The sequence below is a fragment of the Promicromonospora sp. MS192 genome (assembly GCF_049532985.1).
Classification (GTDB): Bacteria; Actinomycetota; Actinomycetes; order Actinomycetales; family Cellulomonadaceae; genus Promicromonospora.
In genome coordinates this window covers 2,528,035-2,551,728 of record NZ_CP186693.1, presented here as the reverse complement: position 1 = coordinate 2,551,728, position 23,694 = coordinate 2,528,035, and the positions used below count along the sequence as shown (strand labels likewise).

Below are 23,694 nucleotides of genomic sequence, written 5' to 3'. Positions count from 1 at the left end.
ATGACTCTCACGACCGATCACTCGCGCGCTGTTGCCGACGGCGCCCACTCCCACGGCGCCGTCAAGCCCCAGGGCTCGCGAGCAGAGCGCCTCACGTCGTTCTCCCTGGAGGACATCCCTGTCCCGCACGGCCGCGAGGAGGAGTGGCGCTTCTCCCCGGCGGACCGCCTCCAGCCGCTGTTCCAGGCGGACCTGGGCACCTCGGGTGTCACCGTCGAGGTGGCCCCGGCCCCCGAGGTGACGGTGGAGACCGTCGCCCGTGACGACGCCCGCCTGGGCACCGCCGGCAAGCCCGGCGACCGCACCGCCGTCACGGCGTGGAACGCGTTCGAGCAGGCCACGATCGTGACGATCCCGAAGGAGGCCGTGGCCTCCGAGGTGACGTCCGTGCGCCTGGAGGGCGTCTCGTCCGACGCGACCGCGGCCCACGTGCTGGTCCGCGCCGAGCAGCACTCGGAGGCCGTGGTGGTCATCGACCACAACGGCGTCGGCTCGCTCGCCGAGACCGTCGAGATCGTGGTCGAGGACGGCGCGCACCTGACCGTCGTCAGCGTCCAGGACTGGGCCGACGGCGCCGTGCACGCCTCCTCGCACCGGGCCCGCCTGGGCCGCGACGCGAAGCTCAAGCACGTCGTGGTGACGTTCGGCGGCGACGTCGTGCGCATCACGCCGGACGCCGAGTTCACCGCCACGGGCGGTGAGGTCGAGATGGTGGGCCTCTACTTCGCGGACACCGACCAGCACCAGGAGCACCGCCTCTTCGTGGACCACGCGGTGCCGGACTGCAAGTCCCGCGTGACCTACAAGGGCGCCCTGCAGGGCTCCGGCGCGCACACCGTGTGGGTGGGCGACGTGCTGATCCGCGCGAACGCCGAGAACACCGACACCTACGAGCTCAACCGCAACCTGGTCCTCACGGACGGCGCGCGTGCGGACTCGGTGCCGAACCTCGAGATCGAGACCGGCGAGATCGCCGGCGCGGGCCACGCCAGCGCCACCGGCCGGTTCGACGACGAGCAGCTCTTCTACCTCCAGGCCCGGGGCATCCCCGAGATCGAGGCCCGTCGCCTGGTCGTGCGCGGCTTCTTCGCCGAGCTCATCCACGAGATCGGCGTCCCGTCCGTCGAGGAGCGCCTGCTGGCCTCCATCGAGGCCGAGCTGGAGAAGTCGATGAGCGTGATCACCGGGGCACCGGCCGCATGACCGCGCAGCTGGCGTGCATGACCGACGACCTGGGACCGGAGGAGGCGATGCTCGTGGAGCTCGACGGCGCCGACGGCGCCCCGGTCCCGGTCGCGGTCGCCCGTGACGCGGACGGCGTCTTCCACGCCGTCTCGGACATCTGCTCCCACGGCGCCGTCTCGCTGTCCGACGGCGAGGTGGAGGGCTGCCTGGTGGAGTGCTGGCTGCACGGGTCGCAGTTCGACCTGCGGACCGGCATGCCCGTCCAGCTCCCCGCGATGCGCCCCGTGCCGGTCTACCCGGTGACCATCGACGGCGACAAGGTGCTCGTCGACATCGACGTCACCGTGCCCGTCTCCTGACCCCTGACTTTCCCGCAACCCTGGAGTAAACCGATATGCCCACCCTCGAGATCCGCGACCTGCACGTCAGCGTCGAGACCAAGGAAGGCCCCAAGCCGATCCTGCGCGGTGTCGACCTGACCATCGCCAGCGGTGAGACCCACGCGATCATGGGCCCCAACGGCTCCGGCAAGTCCACGCTCGCCTCGGCCCTGGCCGGCCACCCCAAGTACACGGTCACCTCGGGCACCGTCACGCTCGACGGCGAGGACCTGCTGGCCATGACCGTCGACGAGCGCGCCCGCGCCGGCCTCTTCCTCGCCATGCAGTACCCGGTCGAGGTCTCCGGCGTCTCCGTCGCGAACTTCCTGCGGACCGCCAAGACCGCCATCGACGGCACCGCCCCCGCCCTGCGCACCTGGGGCAAGGAGGTCAAGGGCGCGATGGAGAACCTGCGCATGGACCCGGCCTTCGCCGAGCGCTCCGTGAACGAGGGCTTCTCCGGTGGTGAGAAGAAGCGCCACGAGATCCTGCAGATGGAGCTCTTCAAGCCGCGCTTCGCCATCCTCGACGAGACCGACTCCGGCCTCGACGTCGACGCGCTGCGCATCGTGTCCGAGGGCGTGAACCGCGCCAAGGAGAACACCGAGGTCGGTGTCCTGCTCATCACGCACTACACGCGCATCCTGCGCTACATCAAGCCTGACTTCGTGCACGTCTTCGTGGACGGCAAGATCGCCGAGGAGGGCGGCCCCGAGCTGGCCGACCGCCTCGAGGAAGAGGGCTACGACAAGTACGTCGGCGCGGGCGCCACGGCTTCGGCCTGACCCGCCACCGCCCGATCTTCCAGGTTCTGCGAGGGGACAACATGACCACCACCACCGTGCGTCCGGGTGACGCACCCGCCGGGCTCTCCACGGCCGAGCTGGCCGCCGTCCGCGCGGACTTCCCGCTGCTCGAGCGCACGGTGCGGGGTGGCCGGCCCCTCGTGTACCTGGACTCCGCCGCCACCTCCCAGAAACCCCAGGTGGTGCTGGACACCGAGGTGGACTTCTACGAGCAGCGCAACGCCGCGGTCCACCGCGGCGCGCACTTCCTCGCCGAGGAGGCCACCGAGGCGTTCGAGCAGGCGCGCGCGGCTGTGGCCGCGTTCGTCGGCGCGGACGAGGGCGAGATCGTCTGGCAGCCGGGCGCCACCGCCGCGATCAACGTCGTGGCCTACGCCTTCTCCAACGCGACCCTGGGTCGCGGGGGAGAGGCCGCGGCGCGGTTCCGGCTCGCGCCGGGCGACGAGATCGTGGTCACCGAGGCGGAGCACCACGCCAACCTCGTGCCGTGGCAGGAGCTGGCCGCCCGCACGGGCGCCGTCCTGCGCTGGATCCCGGTGGCGGACGACGGCCGGCTCGACCTCACGGACCTCGACTCGATCGTCACGCAGCGGACCAAGGTCCTGGCGTTCGGGCACGTGTCGAACGTGACCGGCGCGATCGCGCCCGTGGACACGCTCGTCGCGGCGGCCCGGCGCGTCGGGGCCCTCACGGTGCTGGACGCGTGCCAGTCCGTGCCGAACCTGCCGGTGGACCTCCACGCGCTCGGCGTCGACTTCGCCGCGTTCAGCGGGCACAAGATGCTCGGCCCCACCGGTGTCGGTGCCCTGTACGGGCGGCGCGAGCTGCTGGAGGCCATGCCGCCGACCGTGACCGGCGGGTCCATGGTCGAGGTGGTCACCATGGAGACCACCACCTACGCGCCGCCGCCGCAGCGGTTCGAGGCCGGCACCCAGATGGTGGCGCAGGCCGTGGGCATGGGCTGCGCGGCGCAGTACCTCGGCGAGCTCGGCATGGCGGGCGTGGCCCGGCACGAGTCCGAGCTCGCGGCCGAGATGCTCAAGATCGCCGACATCCCGGGCGTCCGGGTGATCGGCCCGCTCGACACCGCGGACCGCCTCGCCGTGGTCTCGTTCGTGGTGGACGGCGTGCACGCGCACGACGTCGGGCAGGTGCTGGACGACAAGGGCATCGCCGTGCGGGTGGGCCACCACTGCGCGCAGCCGCTGCACCGCCGGTTCGGCGTGGCCGCCACGGCGCGCGCGTCGGCGTCGGTCTACACGACGGTCGAAGAAGTTGTCGCGTTCCGGGAAGCGTTGGCGGGGGTCCGCGCGTTCTTCGGAGCAGAGTGATCTCTTCGAGGAGATCTGGTTCGGTGAGATCGAGAGAGGCAGCGTCGTGAGCACGCTCGAGCAGATGTACCAGCAGGTGATCCTGGACCACGCGAAGCACCCGGTGGGCCGCGGGCTCGTCGACGTCGCCTCCGTGGCGGGACACCTCGCGGGGGAGTCGCACCAGGTGAACCCCACGTGCGGTGACGAGGTGACCCTCCGGGTCGACGTCACGCCGGAGGGCTCCGTGGCAGGCGTCTCCTGGGAGGGGCAGGGATGCTCCATCTCGCAGGCGTCCGTGTCCGTCATGACCTCGCTCGTCGAAGGCGCGGACCTCGCCGAGGTGGCGCGGCTGGACGGCCTGTTCCACGACCTGATGTCGTCCCGCGGCAAGGGCCTGGACGACGACGCCGCCGAGGACGCCCTCGGCGACGCGACCGCCTTCACGGGCGTGTCCCAGTACCCCGCCCGGATCAAGTGCGCGCTGCTCGGCTGGGCGGCGCTCAAGGACTCGCTGGCGCGCAGCGGCGCGCTGGCCACGAGCTGAGGAGAGATGCGATGACCGAGGCGAGCACCGACGTCGGGCAGGGAGCGGCGGCTGCCGCGTCGCCGACCACCGTGGTGGACGTCGAAGAGGCCATGCGCGACGTGATCGACCCCGAGCTGGGCATCAACGTCGTGGACCTGGGCCTGATCTACGGCATCCAGGTGGACCAGAACAACCACGCGACCATCGACATGACGCTGACGTCCGCGGCGTGCCCGCTGACCGACGTGATCGAGGACCAGAGCGCCCAGGCGCTCGAGGGCATCGTGGACGGGTTCCGGGTCAACTGGGTCTGGATGCCGCCGTGGGGTCCGGAGAAGATCACGGACGACGGCAAGGAGCAGCTGCGGATGCTGGGGTTCAACGTCTGAGGATCGACGAGGTCAGGCGGCAGGCCCCTGAACGCGGGGAATGCCGCCTGACCTGGTGATTCTCTTCGAGGCTCGTGAGACGGACGTGGACAGAAGTGGCCTCGTGGGGCCACCCGAAGTCCCACTGAAGTCCCACTGAAGTCCCACGCCCTCGAGGGTGAGTCCGCAGGTGGCGGGCCTTGCTCAGGCTGTGCGTGGGGGTGCCGAAGTCCCACCGGGGATGACTGGCGTGGTGGGTACACCTGGTGGGCGAGAGGACCCACCCATGGCACGCAAACCTTCCCGTCGTACATTCGGCCTCATCGAGGAGCGCAAGAGCCCGGTGACCGGTGCGGTCACAAGCATCCGTGCTCGGTACACCGGCCCGGACACGGAGAAGCACCACCGATCGTTCGGCGACAAGATGGCGGCCGAGGCGTGGCTCAACGCAGAGCGCATTCTCATCGACCGTGGTGAATGGACGCCTCCGAAGGCACGTGAGTTGGCGGCGCGCATCGCGGAGCAACGCTCTATCACGTTGCGTGAGTGGGCGCGACGGTCGATCGAGGGCAAGCGCCTGCGCGGGGGTACTCGCCGTCGGTACGACACGGCGCTGGAGAAGCGCATTCTTCCGGAACTGGGCGACATCCCTCTGAAGGACCTGACCCGGCTCGATGTGACCAATTGGTACACCAAGTTGGACGCAACGCTTGCCGAGGAAGCGCGGATGCGGAAGTGGCATGGCCAAGGGAAGTCGGACGGGCGCGGCGCACTGTACTCGGCCTATCAGACACTGTCCTCGATCCTGAACGATGCTGTTGAGCATGAGCTGCTCGATGCTTCGCCGGCGAAGGTCAAGGGTGCCCTTCGCTACAAGGCCCTGCATTCGCCCATTGTGGTGACGCCAGACCAGATGTGGCAGATGACCGAGCTGATGCCGGACTACCTTCAGGCGATCGTGCCTCTGGCCATCGCCACGGGACTTCGCAACGGAGAGCTGCGAGCACTGCAGCGGCAGCATCTTGATATTGAGGACCCGGCGCGGGCGAAGGTAACGGTGCGAGGAACCGCAGCGAACCAGAAGATCCCGGGCCAGTACAACCAGATCGGCCCACCAAAGACGGACGCCTCCTACCGGGACGTGGCAATACCGTCGTTCGTTGTGCCAATCCTCAAAGAGCACCTGGCGACTTTCTCGCAACCTGGACGCAATGGCCTGGTCTTCCCTGCAAAGCGCGGGAAGGTGCTGCATGTGAGTTTCGGGCAAGGGGAGGATGGCCAGTCGGAGGCTCAGTAGCCCCTGCCTTCGCCAGCAGGCCTCCTAATCCACGTGGACGTGCCGTTGGCTGCGTTTCGGGCGATCTTGCAGCCCCCGCGGCTCCGAGCCGCCTTGGCGGAGAGTCTGACTGCCTTCCGACGACGTCTCACGGCAGTCCGCGGGTCTGCGCCTGCTCGACGGCCCTGACGGACCGTCCGGACGTCACGGCGGTGGCCGCCTTAGCCTGTGGGGAGCCAGGCGGCGGGAGACCTACGCCCTGCATGCCTTGTGGCATCCATCAACAAGATCACCCAGGAACCTGGGGCACGCGCTGGGGCCTGAGGGCGAGGGCTGTTCAGGGCAACTAGACGACCAGTGCTCCTGCGCAAAAGAGGACTCTCCGCCAGCCGGTAAGGATCGCGGTCGCCGCGCAGTCTCGTCCGTCGATGTCAGACACCCTTGCTAGCGTGCGCGAGCAGGCGATAGTCGGCGAGCGCCGAGGTGGGGGAGTCGAGTGGGGGCGCGTACAGCACGTGTGGGCCGTGGGCAGCGTCAGCGGGACGTCAAGCAGCTGCTGCAGCTCGGGTTCACCGAGGACGACCTCGTGCGCCTCTTTGTCCTCGAGCAGCGGCGGCTGGCGAAGTGGACCGCGTCGACCTATGAGTTCGGCTTCATGCTCTTCGGGCTCGGCTACGGGGTGGTGCTCGGAGCCATCGTGTTCCTTAGTCGGTGGTCCACCGCCGGGGTCCTCGACGCAGCCTTGGTGTCTCTCGTCTGCGTGGGCATAGGGGTGTGGGTGGGTGGGCTCGGCGGTGCTCGGGCGGCGTACTGGGTGATGTGCTTGCTCGACCGCTATCAGTCCTTCGGGGACGCCGCTGCTCGGATCCTGCGATGGATCCGTCCCCCGGTCACTCAGCGGCTGGCGGTCAAGGAGAGGTGCCTGCGGTTGACGCGGCGCTGGGCGGCGCAAGGCCGCCGCAACGGTCTGGAACTGTCCGGGCAGGAGCAGCGGATCGTGGACATCCTGGCCGACGAGCTCACGCCGACTGCGATCGAGGAGATCCACGACATCGTCCGGGGTTCGTTGCTCGATGCAGCCACCAGCAGTGGCTTCAACCCGAACACGTACGAGGTCGGGAAACTTCGAACGCTGCGGCAAATCCTGCGGCTCGTGGGCGAGGTCGCCGGTGTCATCACCGTCACATCGGCCGTGATCGCGTCAGTCCTTGGGGGCCTGGCGTACATCCTGCCCGGACGCAGCTGATCTGCGCCACCAGTCGGGTGCCGCCCATCCGTGCCGCAGTCCAGGGGTTTCAGAGGGCGTTTGGCTAGTGTTGCTGTCGGCGGACTATCTCCTCAAGCATGAACGCGCGGTAGATCTCCTCGGTGATGATGAGATCCCCGAAGTCGCGGCGCGCTGCTGACAAGATCTCGGGGCCAGGAATACGGTGACATCCCGCCAGTGTGACGGAACTACCGCTGCCCCACGGCCTGCGCCACACCCACCGCTTCGGCGGCCTTGCGCGGCAGCTTCCCTGTGGCGGCCTCGTCCCAGAACGCGCGCTCCTTCGTGCGACGATCTCCTGGATGCCCCGGTGACCGCATCGGCCCACGCTTGGCCACCTCGGTCTCCCACCTTTGACGGTCGTCTCATGACACCCCCTTGACCTCTTGTGTTGCGGCCACCGGTTGAGCCCACCCAGGCAGGGCGTCGGCATCTGCTGCACCGAGCACCTGGCCCAGGCGGGGATCACCGCATCGGTCGGTTCACGCGGCGGTTCGTATGACAACGCGGCGGCCGAGGTCGTCAACTGCCTCTACAAGGCCGAGCTGATCTACGCCCGCCCGGCCTGGCCCTCGGGGACCGAGGGCGAGCTCGCGATCATGAACTGAGCCCACCGGTGGACAACCGGCACCTGTAGCTGAGAGGGGCGCGCCCCGTGAGGCCAAGTGAAGTGGACGTGTGGTTGAACCTGAACCTCCGATGAACACGAGGTTACGAAAATGCTTGCCAGGGTGATCGATCACCCGCTACCTTGGACTAAGTGATCGATCACCCGGCGGCAGCGTAGGCGTTTGAGGAGAGCCTGAATTGTGGTGGGACTAGGTTGCTGGCCGAGGTCGGCGAATGCCCGGTGCGAGCCTGCCTCGGGAACGCGAAGTGGCAGGCTTGATCGGCAATCTCGGCGGTAGTGCAGCGCGAACCGAGGTTAGGGAGATTTGTTTGTTTGCTCTATTACGATTCGCATTCCTGGTATCGCGCAAGTGGGGAATAGTTCTTCTGGCAAGCGCTATGGGCGGGGCGCTCTTCGCGCTACTCCTCGTGCTTCTTATTGGCGACGCTGCAGGTGAGTTGACACGCCAACTAGTCGGACCGGATCAAGAGTTAGTGCCGGGAGTCTATTTGCTCGTTGGTGGCCTTGCGCTCGCCTTCACACTCGATGGAGTGCTCGGAGTCGTCGCGCGTCTGGCCGCGTCACGTCTCGTATTCGATTCGGACATATACATTTACAAATCAATTACGACAGTGATGGTTAGCGGCCCTCACATTGCACACTTGAGCTCAGAGCAAGTCCTTGACGATTCACGTCGTGCGCAACGAGTCGGGAATCGAGCCGTTTGGGTCGGCTGGCAGCCGCTAGGTGAACTAATTAGGTCACGAACTTTGGCGCTCGGGGCCGCTGCAATAGTGGGGGACACGCTCTCATGGTTTGCATCCGCGCTGCTACTAAGCGCGGTAGCTCTTGTTGAGTGGTGGTCGATCCGAGCATCGGCTCGCCAGGGTCAGGCGTGGGTTACTGCGACACGGTCCGCGCGAGAGGCGGAGTACACGTACGAGCTCGGTCTGGGCGGAGCGGCAAAGGAACTGCGGGTCTTCGGATTCGGTGAGTGGTTGCGGGCTCGATTCGATAACGAGTGGTGGCGATCAACATCGACGTTGTGGCGGGCCGGAGCCTCGTCAACTGTCCGGACCCTTGTGATCTATATTCCGCTCATCGCCGCACTTGCTGGCGCACTGTGGTTTCTTCTCATGCAGGCCATGTCCGGCGCGCTAGCAGTCGCAGGCGCTGCCACTGCAGCCACCGCGCTTCTGAGACTGGCCACGGCAGGGAGCCCAGAATCAGCGGCCGCAGTTGAGCGGGCGCATTCTGCTTTGAAAGCGCTAGAACGGCTACCCAAAACCGCTACTGACGCCGGAGGAAAAGCGGAAGGGAGCTCAAGCTCTCAGGGAAGCGAAACTAAACGGAACACTCCGAATCAAAGTGGTATCCGGATCAATCAGCGGCCGGTCGAATATTCTCTACCGGAGGACCCGTCGCGACCCGTAGCGGGTGAGCCATCCGTGCGACTCGACGGCGTATGTTTCCGGTACCCCGGCACTAATAGGGATGTGCTCAAACAGTTAGATCTTGAAATCCGGGCGGGTGAGTTCCTTGGCCTCGTCGGTATCAATGGAGCTGGAAAGTCCACATTGGTAAACCTGCTTGGCGGAGCCTATCGGCCGACAGAGGGTCGCGTCATCGTTGATGGGGTCGATCTAGCCTCCCTTGACGACCGTCAAATAGCTGCGTGGCAGCGACGGCTGGCTATCGTCACCCAAGACCATCTTCATTTGCCGCTTACGGCGGCAGAAAACGTAATGCTCGCCGCTCCAAAAGACCAAGAACTCTTGGAGGAGGTGACCCGCCAGGCTGGCTTGGATTCTGCAGTGCGCAGGCTTCCCCGAGGGTGGGACACAGTGATGGACAGAACGGTTGCCGCCGGGGGAGAGCTGTCCGGTGGCCAGTGGCAGCGACTTGCGCTGGCTCGAGCGCTCTACGCAGTTCGCAGCGGTGCAATGTTCATGGTCTTGGACGAGCCCGCCTCGGCGCTGGATGTCCATGCAGAAAAGGAACTCGTGGACAAATACATGGAGCTTACCCGTGACACGACGTCAGTCGCGATCTCCCACCGGTTCTCTGTAGTCCGAGGTGCCGACCGAATCTGCGTGCTCGATTCGGGATCGATTCGGGAGTCCGGGACACATACTGAACTACTTGAAAAAGGTGGCTGGTATGCGCAGATGTTCGCTATCCAGGCTGCCCGATTCGGTCAAGAAGTGACCACGGTGGAGGCAGGGGAATGATGCTAGCTAAGCGACGTAGCCTCTTGGTGGACTTATTCAGGCTGTTGGCCGCATCGCCGTGGCTTGCAGTTATTGAACTGTCCGTGGTGACGATTGTTGCTGTGGCAGGGCCCCTGCAGTCGAAATCAGTCGCGAACGTAATCGACGCGGCAACACAGGGTGACCCGATCCTTACAGGAATCACGTTGCTCTTTATAACCGTGACGGTGACGTTGGTCGGAAACGTTGTTTCGGATTTCGTGCGCCACCGATTGCAGGACGTGATCGAATATGAACTGCAACGAGACCTAATGCGACTCGCTACGACGCCGTCTGGGATCGCGCACCACGAGCACCCCGATGCTGCGGACCGTCTTGGAGCCGTACGCGACGACTTTCGCCGACTGAGCGGGACAGTCGGGACCATCGGTGGTGGGCTGATGGTCGTCGTCGGGACTGCAGCAACGTTGGTGATGCTGGGTGGAATCCACCCTCTCCTGCTGGTCCTGCCCTTGATCGGCCTTCTGAGAATGTGGGCTTCTGCTGTCGGCGCGAGAGAGTCGCGACACGCTATCAAAGACACAATGGTTCACGCAAGGCGATACAAACGCCTGATGGAAGTCGCTCGGGAACCGCGTCATGGCTTGGAGATTCGCGCAGCGGGAGCCCGACGATTCTTTGCCGACCACGTCACGCGAATCAGCCGATTACAGAACGAACCCCGGTGGAAGGCCTCTCGATATGGGGCTCTCCTCGAGATCGGGTCGCGTCTCACATTTGGGCTTGGATATGGCGGGGCGATCGCCTTCGTCGTATTCCTGGTCCTAGCCGGACGAGCGAGCGTTGGAGACGTAGTGCTCGTGGCGTTGCTTGCTGGTCAAACCGATCAGGCTGCTCAGCGTCTCGCGCAATCTGTGGCTTCGCTTGTGGCGATGCTGGACGTCGTCGGCCATTTGCGCTGGCTGCGGGTGAACCTTAGAGAATCGCACACCCCGACGGTGGTCCAGCCAGCGACAGTGCCCACCGCACTCGAGGGGGGAATCCAGCTGCACGGAGTGTCATTCACATATCCCGGGAGCGCTGAACCGACTGTCTCGAATCTCAGTATCTCTCTTCCGGCTGGTAGCACGATTGCATTAGTGGGCGGTAATGGCGCTGGAAAGTCAACGCTTGTGAAGCTGCTCGCTGGTCTCTATGTGCCTAGTTCCGGCACAATCAAGGTCGATCAAACCGATCTCGGCTCGATCGAACCCAGTGCGTGGCGCGCAAGGGTATCCATCGGATTCCAGGACTTCGTCCGCTATGAGTATCTCGCGAGCGAGGCCATCGCGCTTGGGGAGCCCAGCCGACTCCACGACCTGAACAGCGCTGAGACAACGGACCGTCTATCGGTAGCGATTAACGCGGGTGATGCTCGAAACGTGATTGACATGCTACCGGAAGGGATTCATACCCGTCTCGGTAGTCAGTTTGGTGGCTCCGACCTATCAGGTGGTCAATGGCAGCGAATCGCTTTGTCGCGCGCATTCTTTCGAGAACAGCCGGTGTTAACAATACTCGATGAGCCGGGTTCGGCCCTGGATCCGGCATCGGAGCACGATCTGCTCGAGAGATACAAATCGGCATCACTTGATGCGCGTAATAGCGGAGGAATCACCTTGCTTGTGTCTCACCGACTCTCGACTGTTCGGCTCGCGGACCTGATTCTTGTGCTAGCAAATGGACAGATAGTCGAGAGCGGTACCCACGACGGGCTCATGGCGAAGCGCGGCCGGTATGCCGGACTCTATTCAACGCAATCGGCCGCCTACAGCAATCAGACATAGCCGTCTGCCCATGATCTTGATCGCGCAGGAGCATGTCCATTCGACGCGCTCGAAATCCACCGCAGCCCTGACTTCCTCCTCTTTAGAAAGCGAGCACACACAATGAGAATCCTTTACATTGCGCGCAACTTCGCTCCGGCACCTGCCGGCTCGCATATAAGTGCGTTTCATCTGGTGCGTTCCTTGGCGGAAAGAGGTAACGAAGTCCACGTTCTCGCGAGCGAGACCAGACGAGCCGGTATAGAAACCGGACTTCCTCAGGTGCCACGCCTGCAATACTCTTATACCGGTGCGAAGAGCATTGACCTTTCTGCGGAAGAAGCAGGGCAGCTGGATCAATCGGTTAGTGCGCGGATTGCCACATTTCGGCCCGACGTGGTGCTGATCGGTATCTCGGTATGGATCGAGCGGCTTAAGCCGCTACTGACTCAGGCAGGTATCCCGTCCGTTTGGCTGGCGCGAACGATGGACCAACCCGACCTTGGGGTCACCCATGACTTCCCAACGTCGGTTGTGGCCAACTCTGATGCGTGCGCTCGATACCTCGAGACGACATACGGACGCAACGACGGAGTTCTTTACCCACTCATCGATGCGAAAGACTTCGTAGGGGCTGTATCCGATCATACGGCAAGCCCATACATAACAATGGTGAATCCAGTACCGATCAAGGGTGGAGCACTGTTCAGATCAATTGCTGAATCAATGCCACAGCTGAAGTTTCGAGCGATCAGAGGCTGGCGCCCTGACGCTCCTGATGGCAACCGAGCACCTTATTCCGATCTCACAGGACTCGAGAACGTCACCGTGGACGGACCGTTCGAGGATATGCGTTCCGTCTATGACTCGACGCGGCTTCTGTTGGTCCCCTCGGTCTGGCTTGAAGCATTCGGCCGTGTGGCGCTTGAGGCAATGATGAACGGAATCCCGGTCGTGGCCAGCAACAGCGGGGGACTAGCTGATCTGGTGGACGGAGCTGGGACGGTGGTGTCGGGAGGGCTCCGGGAATGGCTTGAAGCAATCGAGGAGATTCTTGAGCCGGCCGCTTACCGCAAGGCAGTTCTAGCGGGTCTAGGCCGGGCGCGCGAGTTCGATGCCGAGGCACTGGTTGATCGTTTTGAAACACGGATCCTCAACCCGCTCATAGTTTCCCACTCAAAGTAAGGGGCCGGCGCTTGAAGTTTTCCCCGCGATCATCGGACGTCTCGGGGAGTCTTCGGAGTTGGGGTTCCCGGTTAGATACCCAATGATTGGGGAGAAATGCCGTCCGCCGGGCGAGAGCACTAGAACTGGAGTAGAAGAATGAGGACGTTCTTGAATGCTGTGGTTTTCGGCAGATACTCGATTGTAACCCCAGGTCATCTGGCCCAAGTCCGTAAAGCTCAGGAACTTGCGGAGACTGTGACAGTTGGGGTGCTTGACCTTAGCCATCAGCAGGGTCTGGGAAATGAGCTGCGCACTGTAGGTGATGAGTTCATCGAGATGTGCGATGCGAATTGCTCACCGGCACGGAACCCGTTCACGATCGAAGAGAAGCTCCAAATGTGGGCGCCCGCCGTGAAGCAAGCTTTTCCCGATGGAACGGTGCAAGTTGAGAGTGTACGTCGCCCGGAACTTTACCCTGATGAGTTCAACCACCGATTTCCGGCAGAGACGGTCCAGTTGTTAATGACGGCGCCAGGGCCCACTTGCTCAGAGTTTGATCGACTACGTCGTGGCGAGTTCGTCCGACGTCTCGAGCGCTCGGTGGTGGAGATCGAGCCGGAACTGGTGGTGCATACAACCGACTTGATTCGAACTGCCAGCGAGCGGGGCGAATGGGCAAGTCTTCTTGCGCCGGGGGTGTTAGATGTGTTCCTGAGTCTCAATGGGCCGCAAAGACTGCAAGCACGGAATGAGGCGACGTGAGCGGGATGTCAGGTATGAGATCGCCACGATTAATCTTGCTGATAGTCGACGGTCTTGGGGTGGGCTCATTGGGTCCGGACGGAGCGATGGGCCGTCCCGGCGCCGCAAATACGTTCGCGCGTATAAGCAAAGAGGCAGGTAGAGGCGGGCTAGGTACGCTCAGGCGGATGGGTTTAGAGAATCTGACAGAGAAGCCTCCCATGTCTGCGAAAGCAGCGGTCGAGACGGCGTGGATTACCACCAACTATCCTGGCGCCGACACTTTTCTAGGGCACTCAGAACTCATGGGAATTTCTTCAAGATCCGAACTTGGGACCGTCGCAAGTCAGTGGCGGCGAATTACATCTGCGCTAGCACGTGCCGGTTTCTCTTCTGAGTACCGTGACGGACACATCGTCGTGGCGGGGCGTGCTTTTGTGCTCGACAATCTTGAGTGCGATCCTGCGACAAACATTAATGTCGTGGCTGCCCAGGAGGACATGGACGAGGTGTCATTTCAGGCAATATCCGAGGTCGTGCGTGAAGCGGTCCGGAACCCGCGTGTTATTGCAATTCACGGGTCCCCGTTATCGGCGGCGAGAATTGCTGCCGAGGTGAAGGCGTTACGGCGGGGCGGTTGGGAGATATCTGGAGCGAGCATTCCAGCGCTTGGGGTTTATAACGAGTACTATCGGGTCCGACACCTTGCTCTCGGATTGCCCGAAGACAATCTGGTCTCACGCTTGAGGGCTGGCGGTGCGACGGTTGCGCTGATCGGGAAGGCTCCGGATGTGATCCCGGTCGAAGCTGATCTGACGGCGCTCTCGGTAGATCCGAATGAGACGCTAGAGGACCTTATGAAGATCTCAGGAGACGCTAGGTACGATTACGTAATATGCAATTTTCAGCAGATCGATCTGGCTGGTCATGGAATGGACCTGACCGCGGCCGCAGAGCACCTGCGAGCAGTTGATCGAACGGTGGATAGTATTCTCGCGCGAGTTGAGCCTGGCGTCAGCTTTGCGCTCACTGCAGATCACGGGAATGATCCGTGTGTGAACGGAGGAATGCACACCCGGGAGAACCTGCCATTTGTGATGGTTGATCCAACTCGGTCGGCCGAATGGGTGAATTGGGGACATAGGCACTCCCTCGGTTGGATTGCGGATCTCATCTGGGAGAGGCGGAGCGTGGTGAACATGAGTGCGTCGGTTTGAGGGTGAGTGGATTAGCCAAGGGCGCGTTGTCGTGCTGTCGTTCTGAGATGGAGCGTCGTGCTGTTCTGGGGGTTCCTGTTCTTGACCCGACCTGATAATGGTATCCTGTGCCCGGGGAACTAATCAGGATCACTTTTTTCGAGACCTGTCTCACCGTTAGGAGTTGTCGTCTTGCGTAGTGACTACATTCGGTGGATCCGCAAGCGGGTTGGGCACGATACGATCATTCTGAATTTCGCTGGCTGTGTGATTGTGAACAACGACGGGAAAGTCCTTCTTCAAGAGCGTGGAGACCGGGAAGGTGGTGTCTGGGGGTTTCCGGGTGGCGCCGTAGAGGTTGGGGAGACTCTCGCGGAGGCGGCGGTACGGGAGGTGAGGGAAGAAACTGGACTTGAGGTGAATCTGAATTCTCTGCTTGGTGTCTACAGTAAGGGCTTCGATCGGTATCCAAACGGAGACTCGGCGCAAGCGGTTACTGTGTTCTTCGTGGCGGATGTCAGTTCGGGCGAACTCCTGGCTGACGGTGTCGAGACTCGCGCGCTGGCTTACTTCTCGGAGCAGTCATTGCCGACTCTGCTCAATAGTCAGCATGAGCGAGTAGCACGAGACTTCTTCGCCGGAGTCAGGGGCGGCTGGGATTAGGGCATTTTCGGAGTGGCGGTCATGGCCTGGTCCTTCGGCATGATGGGGAATCGTGGTCGAGGCAGGACGGCACGATCTGGACGATGAAGCGTGAACAGCACTAGGGCCGTGGCGGCTAAGGCGTGTCCGGCGATTCGCGGAGCCAGAGGGCGATCGCGGCGAGGGTGAGTTCGGTGCGGTAGTAGGCGACGCGTTTGATGTAGCGGGTGGCCAGGGCCCGGAACTGCTTGAGCCGGTTGGAGCACCGTTCCACGACGTTGCGGCCCTTGTAGACGTCCGGGTCGAACACCGGTGGGTGTCCGCCGCGATGGCCTTTGCGGAGCCGGTTGGCGGCGTGGTCCTTCTTCTCCGGGCTGGTGAACGCGATCCCGCGGGCTCGCATGTCGCGGCGTGTGGCGGGGCTGGAGTAGGCCTTGTCCGCCAGCACCCGATCAGGTCGTTTCCAGGGCCGGCCGCCGCGGGGCCCTGTCTCGCCCCGGGTTTAGTGGAGGCTCGGAACTGACGCTCCGACGGTAGTCGGCGCGGGGTTGTGACGGTAATACGCCTCTTCGAACTCGGTCGGTGGGACCAGGCCGATCTCGCCGTGCAGGCGATGGTGGTTGAACCAGTCGATGTACTCGGCGATAGCGAGCTCGTGGTCGTCGATGTTCTTCCACGGTCCCTTGTTGCGCACCAGCTCGGCCTTGAACAAGGAGTTGAACGACTCGGCCAGGGCGTTGTCGTAGGAGTCGCCGGTCGAGCCGACCGAGGCGACCGTGCCGGCCTCGGCCAACCGCTGGGTATAGCGAACAGCGACGTATTGCACGCCTTTGTCGCTGTGATGGGTCAGCCCGGTCACGTCCTGACCGGACCGGGTGCGGTTCCACAGGCCCATCTCCAGGGCGTCCAACGCGAGGTCGGTGCGCAGCGACGTGGAGACCTGCCAGCCGACGACCCGGCGGGAGAACACGTCGATCACGAACGAGGCATACGCCCAGCCGGAGAACGTGCGGCAGTAGGTGATGTCCGCGACCCACAACCGGTTCGGGCCGGTGGCTGTGAAGTCGCGCTCGACCAGGTCCGGGCGGGTCTCCGGACCGGCGGGGGCCACCGTGGTGCGAGGCCCTTTGGCCCGGGTGATGCCCCGCAACCCCGCGGATCGCATCAGTCGTTCGACGGTGCAGCGCGCGATCTGGTGCCCTTGCCGGCGCAGCTCGGCGTGCATCTTGCGGGCGCCGTAGACACCGTAGTTGGCTCGGTGGACCTGCTCGATCACCTCGGTCCTGGCCGCGTCGGCGACCGACCGCGCCGAGGGCGGGCGGGACGTGGCCGCGTAGTACGTCGACGGGGCGACCTGCAACACCGCGCAGATCGGCTCGACCCCGAACTGGTGCCGGTGGGCCTGGATGTAGTCGACGATCACCTTTGTGGGCGGTCGAGCTCCGCCGCGAAGAAAGCCGACGCACTACGCAAGATCGCGTTCGCCCGCCGCAGCTCGCGCACCTCGCGTTCCAGGTCCGCCAACCGCTGGGCATCGTCGGTGCTCGTTCCCGGACGGTCACCGGCATCAATCTCAGCCTGGGCGACCCAGTTGCGCAGCGTCTCCGGGTGGATCCCGAGCTGCTCACCCACCCGCCGCAACGCGCCGGGCTTGGTGGCTGGGTCCTTACGCAGGTCCACCGCCATCCGGATCGCTCGCTCCCGAAGCTCCTCGGGGTACTTCCTCGGTGCAGCCACAACTCTCATCCTTCCCTGGAATGAGAGCCTCCATCAGACCCGGGGCGAGACAACCGTAGGAACCGTGGCCGGTCGCACGTCGAATTCTCGGGCCAACCAGTGCGGCCCCGACACCACCGGTATCGTGAACGAGTGCACGACAGCCGTCGTGCGCGCAGGCGAGCACTCCCATCAGGGTGCCTACCGTGTCGGCCATCCTCGGTCGGCGACGTCGAAGCCCTAACCGGTCCCAAGTCCCAGGGAAGTCCCAGTCGATCGCGGTCAGCGATAAAACCCCAGGTCAGGACCTGTATGCACAGTTCAACGTCTGCGATGCGGCCGGATTCTGGCTTGGCCTTCTGACCAGGCCAGATGCCGGTTGACCTGCGGTAACGTCTCCGGTTCCTCGGGACGGTGGTGGACAGGAGTGCCCTTCAAGGGCCAGCCATTCCCCCACAGGATCGGAGACGTTCCTGCAGGCCAACGTTCGGTTCGAAGAGCATGCAAGGGGCGCCGTTGCCCCACGAGGAGGCTACGGCTCACCTGGCGGGTGGAGAAGACCACCCATGGCAGGCAACCCCGGCAAGCGCGTCTTCGGCGAGCTGGAGATGCGGAAGAACACGAAGACCGGTGCCATGACCGGTTGGCGGGCCCGGTACACAGGCCGGACCTGGAGCGGCGCAAGCTGCGCCGCCGGCAGGCACTGCGCGTCCGGCCCGCCCCAGCACCGGGCTCACCCACCGCAGGCGCCCACCAAGGGCCGTGAGACCCGCGGTCGGTGCGGGTCTCCTTCGCAGCGCGGCGACGACCCTGGCCGGGAACAGGGGCCACCGGCGCCCCGGGGCTCGTGGCCCGGGGCGCCGGCGTGGGAGATCAGCCGTTGTAGAAGTTGATGAACGTGACGTTGTCGTTGAAGCCCAGCGGCATGGTGTCGCGGTGCGAGGCGATGCCGTTGGCGCGGTTGCCGCTGGAGTTCTGGATGTTCATCCGGTCGCAGCCGTTCTCGTAGCTCGAGGACGAGAGTCGGATCTGCCACCATCCGGACGGGGTGAACGAATATCCGGCGTTATCACAGGCGGCGCCACCTCTCACCCAGTAGTACTCGCCGCCCCAGCCGCTGTGCTCAGCCATCATGAACAGGTCGATGTCTGCGGCGGAGGCATCGGCTGTTGATGCCTCCAGCGCCATCGCCTTGGTCTCGCCGCAGGTCTCGCTGAGCACCTTGGAGTGGGTCTCGCCCTTCTCGAGCGGCGCGAGGACCAGCACACAGTGCCGGGCTGACTCGGGTGCGGCGTCTGTACTCGCGGCCATGGCGGGGCTCGCAGCCAGTAGACCGACGCCCAGCGTGAACGCCGCTCCGATCGCGACAGAGAGAGTGCCGCGTGATCTGTTGATCATTTCTGTCTCCTCCGTTGGTGTTGGGTGTTCACAAGGTAGGAGGGATGAAATGCCAGGCGCGATGTGCTTCGGGGGAGCCCGAATAGTGGTCGGATGGTGCGTGTGGATCATCGATTCGCTCGCCAGTTGGCCTTGACGACCAGCCACCGGGTGAGCCTGGCTCACGCGGACAGGCAACCGTGTTGTCGCTCAGGGCTTCTCGTTCATGTCCCCCCCCGATCCTCGTGGTCCGGTTCTCGGGGCACTGCAGCGGCCGGTCGCGAGGGCAGGCGGTACGACGACCTGGACCTGGCCGACTGCAGGTACGTCGGTACCCCGGATCGCGTCGGCCCCGAGCCTGGCCGGACTCACGGTCGATGGCACGCGAGATCATTCCGTGGTCGAGGCCGTGGGCGGGAGCTCGGGTGCGCCGGCTTCCGTCGACAGTTGTCGAGAGCTGACTAGCGGCCCGATGGGTGCGACGAGTTCGTGCACGCGGTTCAGGTGCCTCGGTCGCGGCATCGCTACGTTCGCCGACCTGGACGAGGTCGCCCGGCTGAAGGCGCTGTACGGCAGCATGTCCGGGCTGCGCACGGCGGGCAGCCGTGTGGCGGCGTGACAGCGTGCAGCGATGGGGGTGACCGAGCCGCGGGTTGATGAGCGACCCGTGGCTCAGTCCCGTCGAAAGGACCGCGGGTACGCGTGACGCACGCCACATATCGCGGTCAGTTGCGTCAAGACGATTGACGCTTCTAGCGTCCCATCAATCGTTTGACGTCAATCGTTCGACGGAGGGACGCGTCAGTGCTGACGATGAAGGACATCGCCGACGAGCTCGGTGTGTCGGTGTCGACCGTCTCGCTCGTGCTCAACGACCGGGACCGCGGCCGGGTGCGGCGCGACGTCGCCGACCGGGTCCGGGCCCGGGCGTCCGAGCTGGGCTACGTCCCCAACCTGCTTGCCCGTGGCCTCAAGACCCGCAGGTCGCACACCATCGGCCTGGTGGCGGACCGGGTCGCGACCGTTCCCTTCGCCGGTCACATGCTGGCCGGGGCGCAGAGCGCGGCCTGGGAAGAGGGCTACCTGCTCATGGTGATCGACACCGGGGGCAACCGCGAGCTGGACCTCCCGGCGGCCCAGTCGCTCCTGCAGCGCGACATCGAGGCGCTCGTCGTGGCCGCGGACTTCCACCGGGAGGTGGTGGTACCGCCGGTGCCGCGCAGCGTGCCGGCGGTGGTGCTCGACGGGTGGCCGAGCGACCCCGGGCACGCGGACGCCGTCGTCCCGGACGAGGTCTCCGGGGCACACGCCGCCACCGCCCACCTGATCGCAGCCGGGCACCGCCGGATCGGCCTGGTGAACGTGTCAGGGGAGACCTACGTGGCCAGCCGGCTGCGCCAGCGCGGCTACGAGACCGCGCACGCCGACGCAGGCATGGAGGTCGATCCGGGTCTGACCTTCACGGTGCCGGATCCGTCCACCCATGCCGCGATCCCGGTGGCCTTCGACGTCCTGCGCTCGGCGCGCAGGCCGACTGCGATCTTCTGCTTCTCGGACCAGATCGCGCTCGCGTTCGCGCAGGTGGCCGCCATCCTCGGCGTGCGTATCCCGGACGATCTCTCGCTCGTCGGCTTCGACAACCAGCAGTTCGTGGCCGACGCGATGATGCCGGGCCTGACGACCGTGCAGCTCCCGCACTTCGAGATGGGCGAATGGGCCGCGCGACGGGCCGTCGCCCGCATCAAGGGCACCGAGACCGGCCCGACCGCCGTCGAGCGCATCGCGTGCGGCCTCGTCGAACGTGACTCGGTCGCCCCACCAGCCTGAACCAGTCAACAGCACCATTCGGCATTGAACAGCATGACCCAGCAAGGAGGCTGACATGACCAGAAAGACCCTGCGCACGTACGCCGCGGCGGCCGCTGCCGCGAGCGTCGCGGCGATCGCCCTGAGCGCCTGCGCCGGCCCGGGCGGCGGTGAGAACTCGGGTGAGACCTTTACGATCCTGCAGTACGAGAACCCGGACACCGCCCAGGGGCAGGGCTGGCAGCGGGCCCTGGAGCTGTTCCAGGAGAAGCATCCGGACGTCGAGGTCGACTTCCAGACCACGAGCTTCGACGCGATGCGGCAGAACGCGAAGATCCTGCTGTCGGGCAACGACGTGCCCGACGTGCTCGAGTTCAACAAGGGCAACGCCGACGGCGGGCAGCTCGCAGCGCAGGGGCTGCTCGACCCGCTCACCGAGCAGGTGGAGCAGTTCGGCTGGGACGAGAAGGTGACCGGCTCGATGGCGTCGTTCGCGCGCTACGACGAGAACGGGAACGCCGGGTCGGGCGACTGGTACGGCATCCCGAACATCGGTGAGTACGTGATGTTCTACTACAACAAGGAGATCTTCGAGGACGCCGGGATCACCGAGCTGCCCACGACGCTCGACGAGTTCGAAGTCGTCATGGACAAGCTGCTGGCGGCCGGACACACCCCCATCTCCAGCTCGGCCTCCTCCAGCCAGGGCTTCAACCAGATGTGGGTCTGGTACTCGCTCGTCTCGGCCATGTCCGACCGTCAGCAGATCGACGACTTCATGTTCCTCACCGGCGAGACCGACTTCACGGCCGGGCCCTGGGCGGCGGGCACCGAGAAGTTCCAGGAGTGGATCGACAAGGGGTACGTCGGCGAGAACCTCGCGGGCCTCTCGTTCGAGCAGGCGACCGTCAACTTCCTCCAGGGTGACGCCGCGATGCTCATCTGGAACAACGGCGAGTTCGCGCGCATCAGCCAGGACGCGCAGTTCGAGTGGGACTACTTCACGATGCCCGGCGCCAACCTGACGATGGGGTCCTCCGGGCACCTGTGGGGTGTCCCGGCCAAGGCGGACAACAAGGACCTGGCTTACGACTGGATCGAGATCACCCTCAGCCCCGAGGTGCAGAACCTGATCGGGAACAAGGGCGGGCTGCCGATCGCCGGCGACCCCGCGACGATCGAGGACGAGCGCATCCAGGCCTTTACCGAGCGGTTCGTCGAGCTCTCCGAGGCGGACGAGATGTCGTTCTACCCGGACTACCCGGTCCCGGGATTCCTTGACTTCATCCAGGGCCAGATGCAGGCCATGTCCAACGGCAACCAGGACGCCGCCGGCTACCTCGACGAGCTGCAGACCTTCTACGACGACGGCAAGGCCGCGCAGGTCGGCGACTGAGCCCGACCCGGCCCCGGACCGGAAGGAAGACCATGACACCAACCGACGTGGCCCCGGCGCGCCCTGACGCGCCGGCGTCCGCCACCCGACGCAGGCCCGCCCGTCCCGGCAGGAGAGGCTACTGGTGGTATCTGCTCCCGATCGGGGTCGGGTTCGCCGCCGTGGTCGCGGCGCCGTTCCTCGCGAACGTGCTCATCAGCCTGCACAGCTGGCGTGGCGGCATGGCGCCACTGCGCTGGGTGGGGCTGGACAACTACACCGAGCTGCTCGGTGACGGCGTCTTCTGGGCGTCACTGGGCAACTCGCTCTACATGATCGTCGCGATCGTCGTGGTGCCGACGGCGGCCGGCGTCCTGCTCGCCGCCGTACTGTTCGACTACCTGGGTAAACGGTTCGGGGCCCGGACCGCCGCGGTCCTGCGGGCGACGTTCTACCTGCCGCAGATCGTCCCGATCGCGGTGGCCGGCTTCATCTGGGCGTGGGTGCTCGACTCCCAGGAGGGCGTCGTGACCAGCATCCTGCGTGAGCTCGGCGCCGGGGCGACACCCGACTGGCTCGGCGACCCCGACGTGGCCCTGTTCTCGGTGATGGTCATGCTGATCTGGCTCCAGATCGGCTACCCGGTGGTCATCTTCATGGCCGCCCTGCAACGCGTCGACCCGGAGCTGTACGAGGCTGCCGAGCTCGACGGCGCCGGGTGGTTCCGCCGGTTCGGCGCCATCACCGTCCCCCAGATCCGCCCGGAGGTCTTCGTCGTGGTGCTCACCGCCACGGTGGCAGCCCTCAAGGTCTTCGCGCCCATCCTCATCCTCACAGGGGGAGGGCCCGAGGGCTCCACGGTGGTGCCGTCCTACTACGCCTACCGCAACTTCTTCGAGCTCTCCCAGGTCGGGTACGGGTCGGCGATCGCGACGGTCATGTCCCTGGTGATCTTCCTCGCGGCGAGCGTGCTGCTCGTGTGGCAGCGCCGCGCGGACCGAGAGGAGCAGAACCGATGAGCACACCGGTCCTCCACGCAGCACCGGCTGCCGGACTCACGGCCCGCCGCCGCAAGCACGGCCCCCTGCGGTGGGTGATCCTGATCGCGGTCTGTCTCCTGGCCCTCGTCACCGCGGCGCCGTTCCTGCTGCTGGTGCTCAACGCGTTCAAGTCCAGCGCGGACTACAGCGCGAACGGGCCGCTGGCCTGGCCGACGTCGTTCACGCTCGACGCGTTCACCGGATACCTCTCCCGGGTGGACTTTCCGGTCGCCCTGACCAACTCGGTGGTGATCAGCGTCCTGGTGGCGTTCCTCGGCGTGGCGATCGGCCTGCTGGCGGCGTACGCGATCGGTGTGGGCCGGGTGCGGGGGAGCACCGCGATCGTCTCGGTGCTGCTGCTGGCCACGATGCTGCCGCACGAGGCCCTGATCTACCCGCTGTTCTACGGCGCCCAGGCACTCGGCCTGCTGAACACCATCTGGTCGGTGGTGATCGTGTTCACCGTGCTGCAGGCCGCGTTCGCCACCTACCTGCTGTCCAGCGTCATGTCCACGGTGCCACGCGAGCTCCTGGAGGCCGCGGCACTGGACGGCGCGAGCCGGTGGCAGGTGCTGTGGCGCGTGGTCATGCCCGTACTGCGGCCGACGCTCGCCGTGCTGGTCGTCTTCTTCTTCATCTGGACCTGGAACGAGTTCTACGTACCGCTGGTCCTGCTGGCCGACCCGGCGTCCCAGACCGTCCCGATCGCGCTGTCGACGCTGCGCGGCCAGCACTCGATCGACATCACAGTCCTCAACGCCGGCTCCCTGCTGTCCCTGATACCCACCCTGGCGTTCTTCCTCATCTTCCAGCGCACGCTCAGCCGGGGCGTGACCGCCGGCGCGATCAAGTGACCCCGGGCCGAGCGAACCCGCCGGCCGCACCGAC

General features: G+C 65.0%; 22 protein-coding genes, 1 pseudogene and 1 other annotated feature. Of the genes and pseudogenes, 20 read left to right on the top strand and 3 right to left on the bottom strand.

The annotated features are described in order from the left end of the window. The 15 genes from sufD (at window position 1) to ACO229_RS11500 (ending at window position 15,513) form a co-directional block, all read left to right on the top strand. Window positions 1–1,203: a Fe-S cluster assembly protein SufD gene (gene sufD, locus ACO229_RS11570; protein ID WP_397415285.1), complete on the top strand. Its 1,203-nt coding sequence runs from the start codon at window positions 1–3 to the stop codon at window positions 1,201–1,203. Beyond that, window positions 1,200–1,544 (top strand): non-heme iron oxygenase ferredoxin subunit, encoded by a 345-nt coding sequence (locus ACO229_RS11565; protein WP_397415287.1) that lies wholly within the window; start codon window positions 1,200–1,202, stop codon window positions 1,542–1,544. The genes sufD and ACO229_RS11565 overlap by 4 nt, the downstream gene beginning before the upstream one ends. A gap of 35 nt (window positions 1,545–1,579) precedes the next feature. Then, the gene (sufC, locus tag ACO229_RS11560; protein WP_397415289.1) at window positions 1,580–2,350 is read left to right on the top strand and encodes a Fe-S cluster assembly ATPase SufC; all 771 of its coding nucleotides are present in this window, start codon (window positions 1,580–1,582) and stop codon (window positions 2,348–2,350) included. Between the two features lie 41 nt (window positions 2,351–2,391). Beyond that, the gene (locus ACO229_RS11555) at window positions 2,392–3,702 is read left to right on the top strand and encodes a SufS family cysteine desulfurase (RefSeq protein ID WP_423465012.1); all 1,311 of its coding nucleotides are present in this window, start codon (window positions 2,392–2,394) and stop codon (window positions 3,700–3,702) included. Window positions 3,703–3,748: 46 nt separating this feature from the next. Continuing rightward, window positions 3,749–4,228 (top strand): Fe-S cluster assembly sulfur transfer protein SufU, encoded by a 480-nt coding sequence (gene sufU / locus ACO229_RS11550; protein ID WP_020012946.1) that lies wholly within the window; start codon window positions 3,749–3,751, stop codon window positions 4,226–4,228. Between the two features lie 11 nt (window positions 4,229–4,239). Continuing rightward, on the top strand, window positions 4,240–4,599 hold the full coding sequence (locus ACO229_RS11545) for a metal-sulfur cluster assembly factor (protein WP_397415293.1): 360 nt from the start codon (window positions 4,240–4,242) through the stop codon (window positions 4,597–4,599). Window positions 4,600–4,864: 265 nt separating this feature from the next. Then, window positions 4,865–5,875, top strand: coding sequence for a site-specific integrase (locus ACO229_RS11540; protein WP_423465011.1), 1,011 nt, complete (start codon window positions 4,865–4,867; stop codon window positions 5,873–5,875). A gap of 565 nt (window positions 5,876–6,440) precedes the next feature. Then, entirely contained in the window at window positions 6,441–7,100 is a 660-nt protein-coding gene (locus ACO229_RS11535) for a hypothetical protein (protein WP_423465010.1), read from the top strand. Window positions 7,101–7,525: 425 nt separating this feature from the next. After that, complete coding sequence (locus ACO229_RS11530; protein ID WP_423465009.1) at window positions 7,526–7,729, top strand: hypothetical protein; 204 nt, start codon at window positions 7,526–7,528, stop codon at window positions 7,727–7,729. A gap of 1,450 nt (window positions 7,730–9,179) precedes the next feature. Next, window positions 9,180–9,962, top strand: coding sequence for an ATP-binding cassette domain-containing protein (locus ACO229_RS11525; protein ID WP_423465008.1), 783 nt, complete (start codon window positions 9,180–9,182; stop codon window positions 9,960–9,962). Between the two features lie 83 nt (window positions 9,963–10,045). Continuing rightward, complete coding sequence (locus ACO229_RS11520; protein ID WP_423465007.1) at window positions 10,046–11,767, top strand: ABC transporter ATP-binding protein; 1,722 nt, start codon at window positions 10,046–10,048, stop codon at window positions 11,765–11,767. 102 nt (window positions 11,768–11,869) lie between these two features. After that, window positions 11,870–12,931: a glycosyltransferase family 4 protein gene (locus ACO229_RS11515; RefSeq protein WP_423465006.1), complete on the top strand. Its 1,062-nt coding sequence runs from the start codon at window positions 11,870–11,872 to the stop codon at window positions 12,929–12,931. A gap of 138 nt (window positions 12,932–13,069) precedes the next feature. Next, window positions 13,070–13,675 (top strand): hypothetical protein, encoded by a 606-nt coding sequence (locus tag ACO229_RS11510; protein ID WP_423465005.1) that lies wholly within the window; start codon window positions 13,070–13,072, stop codon window positions 13,673–13,675. Window positions 13,676–13,875: 200 nt separating this feature from the next. Then, window positions 13,876–14,871 (top strand): alkaline phosphatase family protein, encoded by a 996-nt coding sequence (locus tag ACO229_RS11505; RefSeq protein ID WP_423465004.1) that lies wholly within the window; start codon window positions 13,876–13,878, stop codon window positions 14,869–14,871. Window positions 14,872–15,117: 246 nt separating this feature from the next. After that, the gene (locus ACO229_RS11500) at window positions 15,118–15,513 is read left to right on the top strand and encodes an NUDIX domain-containing protein (protein WP_423465003.1); all 396 of its coding nucleotides are present in this window, start codon (window positions 15,118–15,120) and stop codon (window positions 15,511–15,513) included. Between the two features lie 115 nt (window positions 15,514–15,628). Here the strand turns inward: ACO229_RS11500 and ACO229_RS11495 are convergent. The 3 genes and pseudogenes from ACO229_RS11495 to ACO229_RS11485 all read right to left on the bottom strand — a co-directional run. Next, a pseudogene (locus tag ACO229_RS11495) lies at window positions 15,629–15,949 on the bottom strand (transposase); the annotation flags it as partial. Window positions 15,950–15,994: 45 nt separating this feature from the next. After that, window positions 15,995–17,238, bottom strand: a protein-coding gene (locus tag ACO229_RS11490; protein WP_423465002.1) for an IS3 family transposase whose coding sequence is annotated in 2 segments (ribosomal slippage) — window positions 15,995–16,950 and window positions 16,950–17,238 — 1,245 coding nt in all. Because the reading frame shifts where the segments join, the coding sequence is not laid out codon by codon here. Then, window positions 16,838–16,951: a sequence feature (AL1L pseudoknot), on the bottom strand. Its footprint overlaps the gene before it by 114 nt. A gap of 843 nt (window positions 17,239–18,081) precedes the next feature. After that, entirely contained in the window at window positions 18,082–18,606 is a 525-nt protein-coding gene (locus ACO229_RS11485) for a hypothetical protein (protein WP_423465001.1), read from the bottom strand. A gap of 451 nt (window positions 18,607–19,057) precedes the next feature. Here ACO229_RS11485 and ACO229_RS11480 point away from each other — a divergent pair, with 451 nt between their 5' ends. The 5 genes from ACO229_RS11480 (at window position 19,058) to ACO229_RS11460 (ending at window position 23,660) form a co-directional block, all read left to right on the top strand. After that, entirely contained in the window at window positions 19,058–19,204 is a 147-nt protein-coding gene (locus ACO229_RS11480; RefSeq protein ID WP_423465000.1) for a hypothetical protein, read from the top strand. Window positions 19,205–19,398: 194 nt separating this feature from the next. After that, window positions 19,399–20,412, top strand: a complete 1,014-nt coding sequence (locus ACO229_RS11475) for a LacI family DNA-binding transcriptional regulator (protein WP_423465293.1) — start codon at window positions 19,399–19,401, stop codon at window positions 20,410–20,412. 55 nt (window positions 20,413–20,467) lie between these two features. Continuing rightward, the gene (locus ACO229_RS11470; RefSeq protein WP_423464999.1) at window positions 20,468–21,787 is read left to right on the top strand and encodes an ABC transporter substrate-binding protein; all 1,320 of its coding nucleotides are present in this window, start codon (window positions 20,468–20,470) and stop codon (window positions 21,785–21,787) included. 32 nt (window positions 21,788–21,819) lie between these two features. Further along, window positions 21,820–22,785, top strand: coding sequence for a carbohydrate ABC transporter permease (locus ACO229_RS11465; protein WP_423464998.1), 966 nt, complete (start codon window positions 21,820–21,822; stop codon window positions 22,783–22,785). After that, on the top strand, window positions 22,782–23,660 hold the full coding sequence (locus ACO229_RS11460; RefSeq protein ID WP_423464997.1) for a carbohydrate ABC transporter permease: 879 nt from the start codon (window positions 22,782–22,784) through the stop codon (window positions 23,658–23,660). The genes ACO229_RS11465 and ACO229_RS11460 overlap by 4 nt, the downstream gene beginning before the upstream one ends. Window positions 23,661–23,694 lie beyond the last annotated feature (34 nt).